We start from the raw sequence: 17,691 nt of genomic DNA, 5'->3' as shown, positions 1-17,691 counted from the left end.
TCCGAACGGCCCCGGCGGGCCCGGGGCGGCTGCGAGTATCCGACGGTCCCGGTGCCGCCGTGGGCGTTCGGGAGAACCGTGAACGGGAGGAAGGCGATGGCGGGAACCGTCGGGGTGCGACGTCCGCGGCGCTCGGTGCCCGAGCTGCCCGGCGGCGAGCTGGTGCTCGAACCGCCGCCCGAGCCGGAGCGCCCGGTCCCCGGCGGCCTCGTGCAACGGCTGCTGCCGCTGGCGATGGTCGGCGGGGCGCTGCTGTTCGTCGTGCTGGGGCGCGGGGACACGAGCACGTGGCTGTTCGGCGGGATGTTCGCGTTGTCCGCGCTGGGCATGCTGGCCGGCGGCGGCCGCGGCGCCGGAGCACGCACCGCGACGATGGACGAGGACCGCCGCGACTACCTGCGTTACCTCGACGTCCTGGGCGGGCGGGCCCGCGCGATCGCCGCCGAGCAGCGGCACGCGCTGGAGACCGTGCACCCCGACCCGGCAGCCTGGCCGGACGTGCTCGCCGCGGACCGGCTGTGGGAGCGCCGCCCCGGCGACGACGACTTCGGCCGCCTGCGCGCCGGGCGCGGCACCCAGCGGCTCGCCACCCGGCTCACCGCGCCGCACACCGGTCCGATGGAGACACTCGAACCGCTGTCCGCACTGGCACTGCGCCGGTTCCTGCGCCGTTGGTCCACGGTGGACGATCTCCCGGTGGCCGTCGACACCCGCGCGTCGGCGACGATCTGGCTCGAGCCGGACCCGGACGCCGCACCGGTGCTCGACCTCGCCAGGGCCCTGGTCGCCCAGTACGTCACCTGGCACGGCCCCGACGACGCGCGGCTCGCCGTCGTCGCACCGGGGGGTGCGGCCGCGCGCTGGGAGTGGGCGAAGTGGCTGCCGCACGTGGCGCACCCGCGGCGCACCGACGCCGTCGGGCCGGTCCGGATGATCACCGACGACCCGGACCGAGTGCGGCGCTGGTGGGTGGACGAGCCGTCCGCGGCCCAGCAACACCTGCTCGTCGTGCTGGACGGTGCGGCCGACACCCCCGGTGCCTGGGCCGGGCTGCCCGGCGTCACGGTGCTGCGGCTGGGGCCCGCGGGCGGGCGCAGGCCCGCGGCGTCGGTGCTGCGCCTGGCCGCCGGCACCGGGCCCGACGGCGTGCGCACGCTGCGCCGGGGCGGGCCGGGCGGCCGGGAGGTCGGTGTCCCCGACGGGCTCGTCGTCGCCGAGGCACTGGCGCTGGCGCGGCGGCTCGCGCGCTACCGCCCGGACGGCACCGCCGACGTCGTTGCGTCCGGTGTGGACAGTTCGGCGGCCGGGCTGCCGTCGCTGCTCGGTCTGTCCACGACGGACTCCGGCGGCGTCGCGGTGCTGCGATCGCGACGGGGCCCCGCGGAGCGGCTGCGGGTCCCGCTGGGCACCGACGGCGGCGGCCGACCGGTGCTGCTCGACCTCAAGGAGTCCGCACAGGGCGGTGCGGGGCCGCACGGGCTGTGCATCGGCGCGACCGGCTCCGGCAAGAGCGAGCTGCTGCGCACGCTGGTCCTCGGGCTGGTCGCGACGCACACGGCCGAGGAGCTCAACCTGGTGCTCGTCGACTTCAAGGGCGGCGCGACGTTCCTCGGGCTCGCCGGGCTGCCGCACACCTCCGCGGTGATCACCAACCTGGCCGAGGAGCTGACCCTGGTCGACCGGATGGCCGACGCGCTCGCCGGGGAGATCACCCGTCGCCAGGAGGTGCTGCGCGCCGCGGGGAACCTGTCGTCGCTGGCCGAGCACGACGCGCTGCGTCGGGACGGGGCGCCGCTGGACCCGCTGCCGTCGCTGCTGGTCGTCGTGGACGAGTTCTCCGAGCTGCTCGCCCAGCGGCCGGAGATGATCGACCTGATGGTGACGATCGGCCGGCTCGGCCGTTCCCTCGGGATCCATCTGCTGCTGGCCTCGCAGCGCCTGGAGGAGGGCCGGCTGCGCGGCCTGGAGTCGCACCTGTCCTACCGGATCGCGCTGCGCACGTTCTCCGCCGCGGAGTCCCGCGCGGTGCTGGGCGTGCCCGACGCGCACCTGCTCCCACCGACGCCCGGCGCCGCGTACCTGTCCGCGGGCACCGACGAGCTCGTGCGCTTCCGGGCCGCCTACGTCTCCGGCCCGGACACCCCGCGCCTCGCGCGCCGGCGGGCCCCGGGGGCGCCGCGGGTCGCGCTGCCGTTCCGCGCGGGCCCGGTGGCGCTGCCCGCCTCGGCGCAGCTCCCGGCGCCGGACCCCGAGCCGGCACCCACCGGCACCGTTCTCGACCGCATCGCCGAGGCGGTGTCCGGGCCCGGCCCATGCGCGCACCGGGTGTGGCTGCCGCCGCTCGCGGAGCCGCCGCCGCTGCCGGTGGTGCTGGGCGACCCGCTGGTCCGGACCGGGCGGGGGCTGTGCGCGCCGGGGCCGGTGGGACGGCTCGCCGCGCCGATCGGTCTGGTCGACCGGCCCTACGCCCAGCGGCGCGACCCGCTGGTGCTGGACCTGTCCGGCGCGGCCGGGCACCTGGCCGTCGTCGGAGGGCCGCGGTCGGGGAAGTCGACCGCGCTGCGCACCGTCGTCACCGCGCTCGCGCTCACCCACACCCCGGCCGAGCTGGGCGTGCACGTGCTCGACCTGGGCGGCGGGACCCTGGCCCCGCTGGCCGGGCTGCCGCACGTCGGGACCGTCGCCGACCGTCGCGGCACCGACCTGGTGCGCCGGGTGGTGGCCGAGACCGTCGCCGCCGTCGACGAGCGCGAGCAGCTGTTCGCCGCGCACGGCGTCGCCGGGATCGAGGAGTTCCGGGCCCGGCGCGCCGCGGGCGGCTTCGCCGAGGTGCCCGCCACCGACCTGCTGCTGGTCGTCGACGGCTACGCGGCGCTGCGCGCCGGGTTCGAGGACCTGGACGAGAAGCTGACCGCGCTCGCCGCCCGCGGGCTCGCCTACGGCGTGCACCTCGCGCTGTCCGCGGCCCGCTGGGCCGAGATCCGGCCGGCGCTCAAGGACCAGCTCGGCAGCCGGGTCGAGCTGCGGCTGGGCGACCCGTCGGACTCCGAGGTGGACCGGCGTCGTGCCGCCGCCGTGCCGGCGCTGCCCGGGCACGGCCTGTCCGCCGACGGCGAGGCCACCGTCCTCGCCGCGCCCTGCCTGGTCCCCGGCACCGACCCCGCCCGGGCGATCGACGACGCCTGGGACGGCCCGTCGGTCGGCCCGGTGCGGCTGCTGCCCGCCCGGATCGAGGTCGCCGAGCTCCCGCCCGGACCGGGCCGCGGGCCCGCGTTCGGCGTCGACGAGGACCGGCTCGCCACCGTCGAGCTCGACCCGGACGAGCCGCACCTGCTCTGCTTCGCCGACTCCGGCGGCGGAAAGACGACGCTGCTGCGGACCCTCGCCCACGGCATCGCCGCGCGGTGGACGCCGGACCGGGCGCGGATCGTCGTCGTCGACCACCGGCGGACGCTGCTCGGCGGGATCCCGCAGAGCCACCTGCTCGCGCACACCTCCACCGCGCAGGCCACCACCGACGCCTGCGCCGAGATCGCGGGCTCCCTCGGACGGCGGCTGCCCGGTCCGGACGTCACCCCGGCCCAGCTGCGGGAACGGTCCTGGTGGAGCGGACCGGACGTGTGGCTGCTCGTCGACGACTACGACCTCGTCGTCCCCGCGGCCGGATCGACCGGGACGCACCCGCTGCTCGCGCTCGCCGAGTACCTGCCGCAGGCCCGCGACGTCGGGCTGCACGTCGTCCTCGCGCGGCGCACCGGCGGCGCCGGGCGGGCGCTGTTCGACCCGGTACTCGGGCGGCTGCGCGAGCTCGGCGCCCCCGGCCTGGTCGGCTCCGGCAGCCCCGACGAGGGTGCGCTGCTGGAGAAGGTCCGCCCCGGGCCGATGCCGCCGGGACGGGCCGTGCTGGTCGACCGGCGGGCCGGGGCACGCCGGGTGCAGCTGGCCTGGACCGAGCCGGGGTGAGCGGCGTCGCGGTCGCCGTGCACGACCGCCGCGACGCGGTGCTGCTCGCCGCCGCCGACGCCGGCGGGCTGCGCCTGGTCGCCGCGGCCCCACCCGGCACACCCCCGGCGACGGCCGTCGCGGACTTCTTCGGCGACGATCCGCCCGGCGTCGTCGTCCGGGTCGGGACGACGGCGGGCGGTGCCTTCCCCGGAGGTCCGCGGGTGCTGGTGGTCCCGGCCGCGGTCGCGGTGCTCGCGGCCGAACCGGAGCTGCCGGACGGGCCGGTCCTGGTCGTCGACGACGACGGCGCGACCCTCGTACGCGACGGGGTGCCGGAGCCGGTGGGGGAGCCGGGCACCGACCTGTCGGACCTCGCTGACCTGTCGGACCTCGCTGACCTCTCGGACCTCGCTGACCCGGCGGGTCTCGCGGCGCTCGTGCGGGCGACCGGTGCGAAGCTGGTCGTGGTCGCGGGGACGGTCGGCCCGCTCCTCGTGGCGGACGCCCCGGATCGGCGCGCCGGGTCCGGTGCCTGCCCGGACCGTCGGGGGGACGACCGTGGGCCGGGCCCCGAGGCGGCCGGGTGCGCGGACGGCCGGGACCCGGCGCGGCCCGCGGATCGTGCCGGGGCCCGGCTGCCCCGCCCGGTGCTGCCCTGCCCGGTGCGTGTCGCCGGGCTGCGTCCCGCCGGCGGCGAGCCCTGGGGGCCGGAGGCGGCGGCGGTGGTCGGTGCGGCCGTGCTCGGGGCCGGTGTGTCCACCGACACCGGGCCGGACACCTGGCCGGGCTCAGGGCCGGGCACCGAGCTCGGTCCGGCCTCCGGTGCCGACCCCGACCCCGGCCCCGGCCAGGGCGCCGGCCGCGCCGCCCCCTGGCCCGGTGACCCCGGCGCGGGAGCGGGCCCGGCGGAGCCGGGACCGGCCGGGGCACCCGTCCCCGCCACCCCGCTCGCGGACGGCCCGGACCGGGCCCGGGCGGCGATCGTCGTCGCCGGTGTGCTGGGCGCGGTCCTGCTCGGCGCCGGGCTGCTCCTGGCGGGCCCGCACCCGGCGCCACCGGCCGGGGCGACGGTCGTCCAGTACGGCTACGCCGCCACCCTGCCCATCGGCTGGGAGCACACTGGCGGTGACCCGCAGCGTCGACGGGTGCTGCTCACCCCGGTCGGCAGCCCCGACGGTGCCGACCTGCTCGTGCTGGAGCGCAGCCCGCTGGGCTACGACGCCGGACGCGAGCCCGACCGTGCCCGTCGCGAGCTCGCCGCACTCGTCGGCGGGGAGGGCCCGGCGAGCGCGACGGTCGGCGGGCGGCCGGTCCTGCGGTGGAGCGAGGACCCCGGCGACGGGACCGTCGTCGACTGGCACGTCGTGTTCGACGGCTCCGACCAGCTCGTCGCCGGGTGCCGCAGGCCCGCCGTCGCCCCGGTCGCGCCCGCCTGCGCCGAGGTCGTCGCCTCGCTGCACCGGGTGCGGTGACCCGGGCGGCGTTCCCGGTCGCGAACGGTCCGCGCCGTTCGGCCACGGCGGCCCGGCCGCCCTGCCACTGTGCGCGGGCCGGGGACACCGCGTCCCCGGGCCTGGTCGCCGGACACCCGACCGGCCGGGCGACGGGACGGGGACGAGGTGGGGTCCATGGCCGACGGGTTCGGTACGACGACCGAGGAGATGGTGCGCGCGGCGGGCCAGGTGCGGGCGGTGAGCGACGCCGTCAACGGCGAGCTCGCCCGCCTGCGCAGCCAGCTGGGGCCGCTGCAGGGGCAGTGGTCCGGCAGCGCGGCGACGGCGTTCGCCCAGCTGATGGCCAAGTGGGACACCGAGGCACGGCGGCTGAACGAGGCGCTCGGCGCGATTGGTGAGCAGCTCGGCGGCACGGCGACGACGTACCAGCAGCAGGAGGACCAGAACCGCACCGCCATCACGTCGGTGCTCGGGTGAGGGGGAGCTACATCGTGGGATCCGAGATCAAGGTCACCTTCAGCGCGCTCGAGCGGGCGTCGGCCGACACCGTCGCGACGACCGCGCGCATCAACTCCCAGCTCGAGGACCTGCGGCGCTACCTGGCGCCGATGGTCGGGACCTGGACCGGTGACGCGGCCAGCACCTACCAGGCGTCGCAGCAGAAGTGGGACACCTCGGCGGCCGAGCTGACCACCACCCTGGGCACCATCGGGAAGCTGGTCGGCCAGGCCGGTCAGAACTACCGCGACACCGAGCAGGCGAACCGGGCCCGGTTCGCCTGACCCCCGGTCCGGGGGCCCGGACGACCCCCTTGCGTCCGCCCCCGGAACCGGCGGGTACCCTTGGCTCTCGTTGTGCAGCGGTGGAGACCCGCGGGCGCCGTCCTCCGGCGACAGCGGCGGGATCGAGCGTCCCTCCGGCGTCCACCAGCAGCACGCTGAGGAACCAGAGACTAGAGAGTGGGCCGGAACCCGTGCGGACGGCCCACCAGCCGAGAACGACGACGAGGTAGATCCGTGCCCACGTACAGCCCCAAGCCCGGCGACATCCAGCACGCCTGGCACGTGATCGACGCCGAGGACGTGCGCCTCGGTCGGCTCGCCACCCACGCTGCCACGCTGCTGCGCGGGAAGCACAAGCCGACCTACGCCCCGCACGTCGACAACGGCGACTTCGTGGTCATCGTGAACGCGGAGAAGATCTCGGTGTCCGGCAACAAGCGGGCCGACAAGTTCGTCTACCGCCACTCCGGCTTCCCGGGTGGCCTCCGCCAGCGCTCCGTCGGCGAGATGATCGACAGCCAGCCCGACCGCCTCGTCGAGAAGGCGATCAAGGGCATGCTGCCGAAGAACCGCCTCGGCCGCGCCATGGCCAAGAAGCTGAAGGTCTACGCCGGCCCGGCGCACCCGCACGAGGCCCAGAAGCCGCAGCCGTTCGAGATCAAGCAGGTCAGCCAGTGACCACCCCGAGCAACGAAGAGGGACAGCCCGTGACCAGCCCCGAGAACGGACCCGACGAGGTCGTCGACGCGGTCGAGACCGAGGGTGCGGCCGCCGAGGCGACCGAGACCGAGGCCACCGAGACCGAGGTCGCCGACGTCGACTACACCATCGGTGACGCCGCCGACTTCGACGCCGACGAGTTCGCCGCCGAGGCCCCCGTGCTGGGCGACCGCCCGGTCCAGACCGTCGGCCGCCGCAAGGAGGCCGTCGTCCGCGTCCGGCTGCTGCCGGGCACCGGCGGGTTCACCCTGAACGGCAAGCCGCTCGAGGTGTACTTCCCGAACAAGCTGCACCAGCAGATCGTGAAGGAGCCGCTCGTCCTCGTCGAGAAGACCGAGCGCTTCGACATCTTCGCCAACCTCAAGGGTGGCGGCACCGCGGGTCAGGCCGGCGCTCTGCGTCTGGCGATCGCCCGTGCGCTGGTCGAGCTGGACTCCGAGGACCGCCCGCCGCTGAAGAAGGCCGGCTGGCTGACCCGTGACGCCCGCGCCGTCGAGCGCAAGAAGTACGGCCTCAAGAAGGCCCGTAAGGCGCCCCAGTACTCCAAGCGCTGATCGCACACCGGATGCCTCGTCTCTTCGGAACCGACGGCGTCCGGGGCCTGGCCAACGGCGAACTCCTCACTCCGGAGTTCGCCGTTGGTGTCTGTGCCTCGGCCGCCCGCACGCTCTCGAACGGCTCCGGCCGCCGGCCCCTCGCGGTCGTCGGACGCGACCCCCGCGCGAGCGGCGAGATGCTCGAGGCCGCGGTCGTCGCCGGGCTCACCTCGGCCGGCGCGGACGCGATCCGGGTCGGCGTGCTGCCGACCCCGGGCGTCGCGCACCTGGTCGCCGAGACCGGCGCCGACCTCGGCGTGATGATCTCCGCGTCGCACAACCCGATGCCCGACAACGGCATCAAGCTCTTCGCCGCGGGCGGTCACAAGCTGCCCGACGACGTCGAGGACGCGATCGAGCAGCAGTTCGCCGAGGGTCTCGGTGCCCGACCGACCGGTGACGGCATCGGCCGGGTCTGGGACGCGCCGGACGCCACCGACGTCTACGTCGCGCACCTGCTGTCCGCCGCACCGGGCTCGCTGTCCGGGCTGCGCGTGGTCGTCGACTGCGCACACGGCGCCGCGGCGCTGGCCGCGCCGGAGGCCTACCGGCAGGCGGGCGCCGACGTGATCGCGCTGCACGCCGAGCCGGACGGTCTCAACATCAACGACGGCGTCGGGTCCACCCACCTGGACCTGCTGCGGTCCGCGGTCCTGGAGCACGGCGCCGATCTCGGCATTGCCCACGACGGTGACGCCGACCGCTGCCTGGCCGTCGACGCGACCGGGGCGGTCGTCGACGGTGACCGGATCATGGCGGTGCTGGCACTCGCCATGCGCGAGGCCGGCGAGCTCGCGCACGACACGCTCGTCGCCACGGTGATGAGCAACCTGGGCCTGCACATCGCCATGCGCGAGGCCGGGATCACCCTGGACACCACCAAGGTCGGCGACCGCTACGTGCTGGAACGGCTGCGCGAGGGCGGGTTCACCCTCGGCGGCGAGCAGTCCGGGCACGTGGTGCTGCCGGGCCACGCCACGACCGGCGACGGTCTGCTCACCGCCCTGCGGCTGATGTCGCGGGTCGCGCAGACCGGCACCCCGCTGGCCGAGCTGGCCTCGGTGGTCACGGTGCTGCCGCAGGTGCTGCGCAACGTGCCCGTCGCGGACAAGGACGCGGTCGCCGCGTCGGCGGACGTGGCCGAGGCCGTCGCGAAGGCCGAGGCGGCGCTGGGCGACACCGGCCGGGTGCTGCTGCGCCCGTCGGGCACCGAGCAGCTCGTCCGCGTGATGGTCGAGGCGCCCAGCGAGGACGAGGCCGATGCTGTCGCGGGCCGGCTGGCCGAGATCGTCGCCGCCGCGCGCTGACCGACGCACGCCGATCGGGGCCGTCACCCACACCGGGTGGCGGCCCCGACGTCGTCCGGCCGGCCTGCCGCGACTCCGGTTCGCGATGGCGAACCGGATCCGCGCGTCCGGGCCCGCCGGCGCGGGCCCGTCGCCATGCTGGGGCGATGCGACCGGACGTGCGGCGGGACCCCGATGCGCTCGACCGCGCGGCCCGCGGGCTGGCGGACCTGGCTGCCGGGCTGACCGAGGCCCCCGCGACCGGCCCCGGTGACGGGGACCGCGCGGTCCGGCTGCGGCGGGTCGCGGACGAGCTGGCGTCGCTGGCCGACGCGGCCCGGCGCGCCGCGGCCACCGCCCGGGTGGCGGACACCGCCGCGGCCACCGCGTTCCGGGACGCCCCCGACCCCCGGCACGGGCCCGGCCCCGGCGGGGCGCGACCGTGCTGACCGGCGGCCCGGACGCCGGCGCCGCGGACCAGGCCACGGCCCTGCGGGCGCTGGTGGACCGGCTCGACGACACCGCTGGTCTGCTCGCCGGGATCCGCGCCGCCGTCGCCGCCGCGTGGGACGACCCGGCCGGGGAGGCGGTGACGGCCCGGCTCGACCTCGTCGGGCGCGAGGTGGGCCGGCTGGCCGACGAGGCCGCGCGCGACGCGACCCGGGCGGAGGACGCCGTCCCCGGCATGCGGCTGCCCGGTCTCACCGGGACGCGCGTCACCGACCGCCGCGGTCCCGTGGCCCCCTCGCTCGCCGGCCCGTACGAGCGGTGAGCAGGCGGAACGGCCTCAGAGATCCGAGGCCACCAGGTCCGCCTCGATCCCCGCGGCGGCCTCCAGCAGGCGCGGCAGGTGCCGCCCGGTCAGCTCCTCCCGCGAGGCCACGCCGACGTGGGTGGACACGTTGACCGCGGCGATCACCCGCCCCGACCGGTTCCGCACCGGCGCGGCGATCCCCCGCAGGCCGTCCTCGAGCTCCCGTTCCACCAGCGCCCAGCCCTGCTCCCGCGCGGCGACGACCGCCTCGCGCAGGGCCGCCACGTCGCGCACCGTGTGGTCGGTGCGCCGCTGCACCGTCACCGACGCCAGGTGCGCGTCGAGCTCGTCGTCGGGCAGGCCGGCCAGCAGCACCCGGCCCATCGACGTCGCCCACGCCTCGTACCGGGTGCCGACGGTGATGCGCAGCCCGCTCAACCGGGAGCTCTGCGCCAGGGCCAGGTACACGACGTCCGGCCCGTCGAGCTCGGTGAGCGACGCGGTCTCCCGCAGCTCGTAGGACATCGCCTGCAGGTGTGGCAGCGCGACGTCGACCAGCGACAGTCCGGACAGGTAGGCGTAGCCGAGCTCCAGCACCCGCGGCGTCAGCTCGAAGCGGTCCCGCCCGGAGCGGCGCGCGTAGCCGAGGTCGACGAGCGTCAGCAGCAGCCGCCGGGCCGTCGCCCGGTCCAGGTCGGTGCGGGACGCGACCTCGCTCAGCGTCATCGACGGCGTGTCCGGCCCGAACGCGCGGACCACCCGGAACGCCCGCTCCACCGCCCGCACGAAGTGGCGTTCCTGGCCGGCCGGCTCCGCCGTCATCGGACCCCTCTCCCGTCGGACGCCCGACCCTACCGGCGGGCCGGAAGCGCCCCGGTCTTGCGACCAGTGCTCGGCGCGCCGTACGGTTGTGCGCACAGCACACGAGTGTGCGCACAGCGCACAACGCAAGGACGCGTACAGGAGAAGGTCATGACACAGGTGTCATCAGCCCAGCCGCCGGGCGCACCGGCCGGAGCACGGCGTGCCGCTGCAGGCTCGTTCGTCGGCGCCGTCGTCGAGTGGTACGACTTCCTCCTCTACGGGGTCGTCGCCGCACTCGTCTTCGGCCCGCTGTTCTTCCCGAGCGAGAGCCCCACCGCCGGCGCGCTGGCCGCGTTCGCGACCTTCGGCATCGGGTTCCTGTTCCGCCCGCTCGGCGGGATCGTGTTCGGCCACCTCGGCGACCGGATCGGCCGCAAGCGCACCCTGGTCTGGACGATCGCGATCATGGGCATGACGACGGCGGCGATCGGCCTGCTGCCGACCTTCGACCAGGTCGGCTACCTGGCCCCGGTCCTGCTCGTCGCGCTGCGCTGCGTGCAGGGCCTCGCTGTCGGCGGGGAGTGGGCCAGCGCCGCGCTGCTCGCCGTCGAGCACGCCCCGAAGCGGTGGAAGGCGCTGTACTCCAGCGGTGTGCAGGTCGGCTACTCGGTCGCGCTGCTGATGGTGAACGGCTTCGTCGCGATCCTGGTCGCGGTCATGAGCGAGACCGCCTTCGAGACCTGGGGATGGCGCATCCCGTTCTTCTTCGGCCTGCTGTTGACGCTGGTCGGGCTGTGGATCCGGTCCGGCGTCGACGAGTCCGAGACGTTCAAGAAGGCTGCCGCCGCGCAGGCCGCCGAGCCCGTCGAGAAGCAGAAGCTGCCGGTGCTGGAGGCCCTGCGCCGCCACCCCGGCGCCTTCGTCAAGATCGTCGCGCTGCGTCTGGCCGAGCTGCTGACCATGTACATCGTCGTGACGTTCGCGCTGGCCTACGCCACCGAGCAGTACGGCTTCACCCGTGGCTTCATGCTCGGTGTCGGGCTGCTCGTCGGCGGGCTCGGGATCATCACCATCCCGCTGTTCGGCTGGCTGTCCGACCGCTACGGACGCCGCCCCGTCTACCTGGTCGGCGCCGTCGTCGCGGTACTCGCGTCGGTGCCGTTCTTCGTCGCGATGGAGCAGGGCTCGGCGGTGCTGCTGGTGCTGTGCGCCGTGCTGCTGGTCAACATCGGCCACGACGCGATCGTCAGCGTGCAGCAGCCGCTGTTCACCGAGATGTTCGGCGCCCGGCACCGCAACAGCGGCGCGGGCCTGGGCTACCAGCTCGCCAGCGTGGTCGGCGGCGGGTTCACCCCGTTCATCGCGACGGCGCTGGTCGCGGTCGGCGGCGGCAGCTGGTACCTGGTCGCGGCCTACCTCTGCGGCGGCTGCCTGATCTCGCTGCTCGTCGCGTCCTTCATGAGCTACGCACCCCACGCCGAGAGCGAGGAGGCACCGGCCACCCCGGTGGCCTCGCGTTCCTGACCGCACCCGACGACCCGGGAGACCCTCATGTCGACCACCTCCACCGCCCCCGCCCCCGCCACCACCGTGGCCGTGCGGCTCACCGGCCTCGCCCGCGTCGACACCGGTCGCACCGGTACCGGCTCGGGTCGCACCGATACCGGCTCCGGCCGCGCCGACACCGGCTCCGGTGGCCTCGACACCGCTCCCGGCCGTCTCGACGTCGTTCCGGTCGCGGCGCCGGAGCCCGGGCCGGGCGAGGTCCTCGTGCGGGTCACGGCGGTCGGGCTGTGCGGCACCGACCTGGCCGTCCGCAGCGGCGCCCGGCCGGTCCCGGAGCTGCCGTGGACGGTCGGGCACGAGGGCGGCGGACGGGTGGTCGCCGTCGGCGCGGGCGTCGACCCGGGCCGGGTCGGCGAGATCGTCGTGGTCGAGCCGAACCTCGCCTGCGGACGCTGCCGGTTCTGCGTCGCGGGCCGCACGTCGGCCTGCCCGGACCGGCGCAGCCTCGGGGTGAACGCGCCGGGCCTGCTCGCCGGACTCGTCGCCGTCCCGGCCGGGTACGCCCACGCCCTGCCGGCCGGGCTCGACCCGGCGACGGCCGAACGGGTCGTCGCCTGCGTGGAGCCGTGGGTGGTGACCCGGGCCGCGCTCCGCCGGGCCGCACCGGAACCGGGATCGCGCTGCCTGGTCGTCGGGGCGGGCAGCCAGGGCACCCTGCTGTGCCTGAGCCTGCTCGCGGCCGGGCACGTCCCGGTCGTCGCCGAGCCGCACGACGGGCGCCGGCGGCGCGCGGTGGATCTCGGCGCCGAGGAGCTCGTCCCCGGCGAGGTGTTCGGGACGGTGTTCGAGACCTCCGGCGCCCCCGCCGCCTGGCCGACGGCCGTCGCCGCGGTCGACCGGGCCGGGACGTTGCTGCTCATCGGGCAGCACGACGGCGAGTCACCGGTGAACACACACGACCTGGTGCAGCGGCAGGTGACCGTCACCGGGTCGCTGATCTACGACCACCCCGGCGACTTCGCCGGTGCGCTCGCGGACCTGCCCGCCGTCGCCGACGCCCTGGTGGGGCTCATGGAGTCCGAGCCGTTCGCGCCGGACCGGGCCGCCGCCGCGTTCGACGCCGTCGCCACCGCCGACCGGAAGGTCTGGCTGGCGCCCTGAGCCGCCGCCGGGACGTGTCCGCGCGCTGATCCGCGCCCCGCGCGCGTCCGGACGCGCGCGGGCGGCGGATCACCGCGCGAGGTGCGGATCTCCGCGCGGGCGGCGGATCCCTGTGTCGGCGGACCTGTGCGGGCGCGGGGCGGAGGGGTCAGCGGCCGATGCCGAGGAGCCCGGACGGCTGCTGGTCCTGCTCGTCGTCGGGCTGCGGGGTGAGGTCCACCAGCGGGGCCCCGGGCACGTTCCCCGAGGTCAGGGAGGACACGCGCTTCTCGTTCTGCAGCTCCTGCATGAGGAACGCGGTCACCAGTGCCCGGGTGATCTTCCGGGTCCGGTGCTGCGGGCGGTTCTGCAGCAGGAAGCTCGTCCAGTGCCTGCCCTCGCAGAACCCGAGGTGCCCGGCCTTCTCGATCTCGCGCAGCGTCACGTCGGTGCCGGCCTCGTGCTGGGCGGTGGCGATCCGCTGCGCGTGTCCCTCCATCGGGGCCAGCGAGTCGACCGCGGCGGCCAGGTGCAGCGTCGGGACGGTCACCGCGGCGGCCGCCTCGATCGCGGACGGCTTCACCTCCGACGCGGCGAGGGTCACCAGCGCGCCGAGGCGCTCGCGCCGGGCCGCGGCGAGGACGGCCGCGCCGCCCCCGGTGCCGTGCCCGACCAGGGCGGTCTTGCGGGCGTCGACGCTGACGTGACCGTCGCCGAGCCGGACACCGACGCACACGTCCAGGACGGTGTTCAGGTCCGAGGCGAACTGGGCGATGCTCGGGACCGGGCCGCGCTGGGTGTTCGGCGCGGCGGCGACGAACCCCCAGGTCGCGAGGTGTCGCAGCAGCTCGTGGTAGCGATGCGCGGGCTGCAGCCACGCGTGCCCGACGACCACGGCGGGCAGCTGGTAGCCCTCCGCGGGGGTGTAGACGATGCCCGGCAGGCCGATCAGCCCCAGGTCGCCGTACTTCACCGGGTTCGGCCCCGGACGCGACAGCACACCGAGGGCGTCCTTGGCCCCCTTCGTCGACGGGGGGCGGGTCACGCTGGTCCGGGCCACGGACGGCACCGTACCGGTGCAGGTCACCGCGTGCCCGCCTCGCACGGGCGCCCGGCGTGGCGCCGGTCGCACCCGTCGCCCGAAGATCGGCAACCGGGCGTCGATACGCTCAGCCTTATGTGTGGCATCGTCGGTTACGTCGGTCATCGGTCCGCACTCGGCGTCGTCCTCGGCGGCCTGCGACGACTGGAGTACCGCGGTTACGACTCCGCCGGCGTCGCGCTGCCGGACGGCGGTGAGCTGCTGGTCGAGCGCAAGGCGGGCGCCCTGGCCAACCTGGAGGCACGCCTCGACGAGATCGGGCGGGACCGGTTCACCGGGACCTCGGGCATCGGGCACACGCGGTGGGCGACGCACGGCCCGCCCACCGACCGCAACGCCCACCCGCACCGCAGCAGCGACGGCAGGCTCGCGGTCGTCCACAACGGCATCATCGAGAACTTCCTGGAGTTGCGGGCCGAGCTGGAGGCGCAGGACATCTGGGCGGAGTCCGACACCGACACCGAGACCGCCGCGCACCTGGTCGCGCTCGCCTACGCCCACGGTGACACCGCCGGGGACCTCCCGGCCTCGGTGCGCGCCGTCGCGCGGCGGCTGGAGGGCGCGTTCACCCTCGTCGTGACCCACGCCGACGAGCCGGACCGGATCGTCGCCGCCCGCCGCAACTCCCCGCTGGTGCTCGGCATCGGCGACGGCGAGACGTTCCTGGCCTCCGACGTCGCGGCGTTCATCGAGTTCACCCGCTCCGCGGTCGAGCTCGGCCAGGACCAGGTCGTCACGATCACCCGGGACGGCTACGAGGTCACCGACTTCGTCGGGGAGCCCGTGGCGGTCAACCCGTTCGAGGTGACCTGGGACCTCGCGGCCGCCGAGAAGGGCGGTCACGACTACTTCATGCTCAAGGAGATCGAGGAGCAGCCGACCGCGATCGCCGACACCCTGCGCGGCCACCTGGTCGACGGGCGCATCGTGCTCGACGAGCAGCGGCTCACCGACCAGGAGCTGCGCGACGTCGACAAGGTCTTCGTCGTCGCCTGCGGCACCGCCTACCACTCCGGTCTGCTCGCGAAGTACGCGATCGAGCACTGGACCCGGATCCCGGTCGAGATCGAGCTGGCCAGTGAGTTCCGCTACCGCGACCCGGTGCTGGACCGCTCGACGCTGGTCGTCGCGATCTCCCAGTCCGGCGAGACCGCGGACACCCTGGAGGCGCTGCGCCACGCCAAGGAGCAGAAGGCCAGGGTGCTGGCCATCTGCAACACCAACGGGGCACAGATCCCGCGCGAGTCCGACGCGGTGATCTACACCCACGCGGGCCCGGAGATCGGCGTCGCCGCGACGAAGACGTTCACCGCCCAGGTCGCGGCGAACTACCTGGTCGGCCTGGCCCTGGCGCAGGCGCGCGGCACCAAGTACCCGGACGAGGTGGTCCGCGAGTTCGAGGAGCTGGAGGCCATCCCGGCGGCCGTCGCCCAGGTGCTGGAGTCCCTCGGCGAGGCCCGCGCGCTCGGGCAGGAGCTGGCGCCGTCGAAGGCGGTGCTGTTCCTGGGGCGGCACGTCGGCTACCCGGTGGCGCTGGAGGGCGCGCTCAAGCTCAAGGAGCTCGCCTACATGCACGCCGAGGCGTTCGCCGCCGGCGAGCTCAAGCACGGCCCGATCGCGCTGATCGAGGACGGGCTGCCGGTCGTGGTGGTGATGCCGTCGCCGAAGGGGCGCGCGGTGCTGCACTCCAAGCTGCTGTCCAACATCCAGGAGATCAAGGCGCGCGGTGCCCGCACCGTGGTGCTCGCCGAGGCCGGCGACGAGACGGTGCGGCCCTTCGCCGACCACCTCTTCGAGCTGCCCGCGGTACCGACGCTGCTGCAGCCGCTGGTCGCCACGATCCCGCTGCAGGTCATCGCGGCCGAGATCGCCCGGGCCCGCGGCTACGACGTCGACAAGCCCCGCAACCTGGCGAAGTCGGTCACCGTCGAGTGATCACCGGTCGGGGAGCGGAGCGCTCGCGACGCGGGCGCCCCGCTCCACGACCGTCGGACACGGGCGCCCGGCGCTAGCCTCGCGGCCATGCACGCGCTCCACACCGCGGACCAGGTACGGGCGGCCGAGGCGGCCATGATGCGCACCGTCGGCGACGGGGTGCTGATGCGCCGGGCCGCGGCCGGGCTCGCCCACCACGTCGGCGAGTTCCTCGGCTCCACCTACGGCCGCCGGGTGGTGCTGCTCGTCGGGGCGGGTGACAACGGCGGCGACGCGCTGTGGGCCGGCGCCGGGCTGCGCCGCCGGGGCGCGCACGTCACCGCGGTGCTGCTGGCCCCGGACCGCGCGCACCCGGAGGGTCTGGCCGCGCTGCGCCGGGCCCGCGGGCGGGTACTGGCCCTGACCCCCTCCGCCCCGGCCGCCGACCCCGGGGGCACCGGGGCGGGGACCCCGGTCGCCGCCGGTGCCGGCGGGCTCGACGCGGCGCGGGCGCTGGTGGCCGGCGCCGACGTCGTCGTGGACGGGATCGTCGGGATCTCCGGGCGCGGTGCGCTGCGCGACCCGGCGCCGGAGCTGGTCGCCGCCGCCGACGGGGCCGGCGTGCCGATCGTGGCCTGCGACCTGCCCTCCGGGGTCGACGGCGACACCGGGGCGACCGACGGGCCGCACGTGCGCGCCGCGCTGACGGTCACCTTCGGCACCCGCAAGCCGGTGCACGCCCTCGCCGCGCCGCTGTGCGGGCCGGTGCGGCTGGTGGACTTCGGGCTCGGGCCCTTCCTGGAGGGGGTCGAGCCGCACGCCCGGGTGCTGTCCGACGCCGACGTCGGCGACCGGTGGCCCGTCCCCGGGCCGGACGACGACAAGTACAGCCAGGGCGTCGTCGGGATCGCGGCCGGGTCGGCCACCTACCCGGGCGCCGCCGTCCTCGCCGCGGGCGCCGCGGCCCTGGCCACCTCCGGGATGGTGCGCTTCGCCGGGTCCGCCGCCGACGAGGTCCGCAGGCACTGGCCGGAGATCGTCGCCACCGGGGACATCACCGACGCCGGACGCACCCAGGCCTGGGCGGTCGGGCCGGGGCTCGGCACCGGTGGGCAGGGCCTGGCCGTGCTGGAGGAGGCACTGGGCCGGGAGGTGCCGCTCTGCCTCGACGCCGACGCGATCACCCTGCTCGCACAGCACGCGCACCTGCGGGACCGGATCCACGGCGAGCCCGTCGTGCTCACCCCGCACGCGGGGGAGTTCGCCCGGATCGCGGGCGAGGTCGGGCCCGACCGGATCGGCGCCGCCCGCCGCGCCGCCGCCGACCTCGGGGTGACGGTGCTGCTGAAGGGGAACGCGACCGTCGTCGCCGCACCGGACGGACGGGTGCTGGTCGACCCCGCCGCGGACTCCTGGGCCGCGACCGCGGGCTCCGGCGACGTGCTCACCGGCATGATCGGCGCGCTGCTCGCCGCCGGGCTCGACCCGTGGTGGGCGGCGGGCTGCGCGACGCTGGTGCACGCCCGCGCCGCGACGGCGGCCGCCCGCGAGCACGGCCTGCCGCCGGTCCCGGCTCCGGCGTCGGCGATGCAGGCGGCGATCCCGGTCGCGCTGCGGGCGGTGCGGGCGGCCGCAGCCCCGTACTGAAGCGGCACACCGGCGGACCTGCGCCGGGAGCGGGTTGTTAG

The 17,691-nt window shown here is 76.1% G+C and carries 15 protein-coding genes; 13 read left to right on the top strand and 2 right to left on the bottom strand.

Translation table 11 applies throughout. The features are described from left to right. Positions 1-96 precede the first annotated feature (96 nt). The 9 genes from eccCa (at position 97) to Ae717Ps2_RS22930 (ending at position 9,555) form a co-directional block, all read left to right on the top strand. Positions 97-3,963, top strand: a complete 3,867-nt coding sequence (eccCa, locus tag Ae717Ps2_RS22970) for a type VII secretion protein EccCa (RefSeq protein WP_075310168.1) — start codon at positions 97-99, stop codon at positions 3,961-3,963. Then, positions 3,960-5,417, top strand: coding sequence for a type VII secretion-associated protein (locus tag Ae717Ps2_RS22965; protein WP_075333889.1), 1,458 nt, complete (start codon positions 3,960-3,962; stop codon positions 5,415-5,417). The genes eccCa and Ae717Ps2_RS22965 overlap by 4 nt, the downstream gene beginning before the upstream one ends. Before the next feature lie 156 nt (positions 5,418-5,573). After that, positions 5,574-5,876 (top strand): WXG100 family type VII secretion target, encoded by a 303-nt coding sequence (locus Ae717Ps2_RS22960; RefSeq protein ID WP_075310172.1) that lies wholly within the window; start codon positions 5,574-5,576, stop codon positions 5,874-5,876. 14 nt (positions 5,877-5,890) lie between these two features. After that, positions 5,891-6,181 (top strand): WXG100 family type VII secretion target, encoded by a 291-nt coding sequence (locus Ae717Ps2_RS22955; protein WP_075312780.1) that lies wholly within the window; start codon positions 5,891-5,893, stop codon positions 6,179-6,181. A gap of 234 nt (positions 6,182-6,415) precedes the next feature. Then, the gene (rplM, locus tag Ae717Ps2_RS22950) at positions 6,416-6,859 is read left to right on the top strand and encodes a 50S ribosomal protein L13 (protein ID WP_020622762.1); all 444 of its coding nucleotides are present in this window, start codon (positions 6,416-6,418) and stop codon (positions 6,857-6,859) included. Then, positions 6,856-7,455 (top strand): 30S ribosomal protein S9, encoded by a 600-nt coding sequence (gene rpsI / locus Ae717Ps2_RS22945; RefSeq protein ID WP_369804852.1) that lies wholly within the window; start codon positions 6,856-6,858, stop codon positions 7,453-7,455. Before rplM ends, rpsI begins: the two co-directional genes overlap by 4 nt. Before the next feature lie 11 nt (positions 7,456-7,466). Next, complete coding sequence (gene glmM, locus Ae717Ps2_RS22940; protein ID WP_075333888.1) at positions 7,467-8,804, top strand: phosphoglucosamine mutase; 1,338 nt, start codon at positions 7,467-7,469, stop codon at positions 8,802-8,804. 146 nt (positions 8,805-8,950) lie between these two features. Continuing rightward, positions 8,951-9,232, top strand: a complete 282-nt coding sequence (locus Ae717Ps2_RS22935) for a hypothetical protein (protein ID WP_075310176.1) — start codon at positions 8,951-8,953, stop codon at positions 9,230-9,232. Beyond that, the gene (locus Ae717Ps2_RS22930; RefSeq protein ID WP_075333887.1) at positions 9,226-9,555 is read left to right on the top strand and encodes a hypothetical protein; all 330 of its coding nucleotides are present in this window, start codon (positions 9,226-9,228) and stop codon (positions 9,553-9,555) included. Before Ae717Ps2_RS22935 ends, Ae717Ps2_RS22930 begins: the two co-directional genes overlap by 7 nt. 15 nt (positions 9,556-9,570) lie before the next feature. On the opposite strand, the gene Ae717Ps2_RS22925 is transcribed toward Ae717Ps2_RS22930, so the two are convergent. Next, positions 9,571-10,359, bottom strand: coding sequence for an IclR family transcriptional regulator C-terminal domain-containing protein (locus Ae717Ps2_RS22925; protein WP_020624595.1), 789 nt, complete (start codon positions 10,357-10,359; stop codon positions 9,571-9,573). 150 nt (positions 10,360-10,509) lie between these two features. Between Ae717Ps2_RS22925 and shiA the strand changes: the two genes are divergently transcribed. Continuing rightward, positions 10,510-11,865 (top strand): shikimate transporter, encoded by a 1,356-nt coding sequence (shiA, locus tag Ae717Ps2_RS22920; RefSeq protein WP_020624596.1) that lies wholly within the window; start codon positions 10,510-10,512, stop codon positions 11,863-11,865. 27 nt (positions 11,866-11,892) lie between these two features. After that, on the top strand, positions 11,893-13,008 hold the full coding sequence (locus Ae717Ps2_RS22915) for a zinc-binding dehydrogenase (RefSeq protein ID WP_083702475.1): 1,116 nt from the start codon (positions 11,893-11,895) through the stop codon (positions 13,006-13,008). 148 nt (positions 13,009-13,156) lie between these two features. Here Ae717Ps2_RS22915 and Ae717Ps2_RS22910 read toward each other — a convergent pair whose 3' ends face one another. Then, positions 13,157-14,047, bottom strand: a complete 891-nt coding sequence (locus tag Ae717Ps2_RS22910) for a dienelactone hydrolase family protein (RefSeq protein ID WP_233147664.1) — start codon at positions 14,045-14,047, stop codon at positions 13,157-13,159. A gap of 117 nt (positions 14,048-14,164) precedes the next feature. Between Ae717Ps2_RS22910 and glmS the strand changes: the two genes are divergently transcribed. Beyond that, positions 14,165-16,024 (top strand): glutamine--fructose-6-phosphate transaminase (isomerizing), encoded by a 1,860-nt coding sequence (gene glmS / locus Ae717Ps2_RS22905; protein ID WP_075310182.1) that lies wholly within the window; start codon positions 14,165-14,167, stop codon positions 16,022-16,024. Positions 16,025-16,111: 87 nt separating this feature from the next. Then, a complete protein-coding gene (locus tag Ae717Ps2_RS22900) occupies positions 16,112-17,650 on the top strand; it encodes an NAD(P)H-hydrate dehydratase (protein WP_075310184.1) in 1,539 nt (512 codons plus the stop codon). Positions 17,651-17,691 lie beyond the last annotated feature (41 nt).

This window comes from Pseudonocardia sp. Ae717_Ps2, assembly GCF_001932475.1.
Classification (GTDB): Bacteria; Actinomycetota; Actinomycetes; order Mycobacteriales; family Pseudonocardiaceae; genus Pseudonocardia.
Note: the sequence above shows the minus strand (reverse complement) of the source record. Positions and strands in the feature narration are given on the sequence as shown.